Genomic DNA, 443 nt, shown 5'->3' with positions numbered 1-443 from the left:
AACCAAGATGATATTAAAAATTGTATACAATAAAGAAAAAAACAAAGAAAGAATATGAACCAATGAAAAGTACAATACTTTCCGACTCATACTTTGTAAAGTCTATACAAACAATCGTATTTTGTCTATATACAGATAATATTATTTTGAAATATATAAGAAAATAATATTTTATTTCTTTATAAATTGATTATTCCTACAATTAAGGCTCCTCCTTCACTTTATAATGAATTGAAGAAATTGAGCACATACTAAATATTATCTCAACTTATCTTCTTTGATCCCCTCAAAATCTTGAGGCAGAAATCTCTTATTAACTGCGAATGACAAAATAAAAAAACATCCGTTAGTAACAGGATGTTTTTTACTCACACTCTTCACACACTTCCCAATATAATCCGATTTCAACTGCTAAAAATGGTTTTAACTGCAATCGAATCATA

General features: G+C 26.9%; 1 protein-coding gene. It reads right to left on the bottom strand.

Features of this window, described 5'->3' with window-relative positions; genetic code table 11:
* Positions 1 to 364: 364 nt before the first annotated feature.
* Positions 365 to 443 (bottom strand): DUF3979 family protein (locus V7024_RS23885; RefSeq protein ID WP_335524549.1); only part of this gene is annotated, 79 nt, incomplete at its 5' end.

This window comes from Bacillus sp. JJ864 (assembly GCF_036963045.1).
Classification (GTDB): domain Bacteria; phylum Bacillota; class Bacilli; order Bacillales; family Bacillaceae_G; genus Bacillus_A; species Bacillus_A pseudomycoides_C.
The sequence above is the reverse complement of the archived record's forward strand: the minus strand, read 5'-3'. Positions and strand labels throughout refer to the sequence as shown.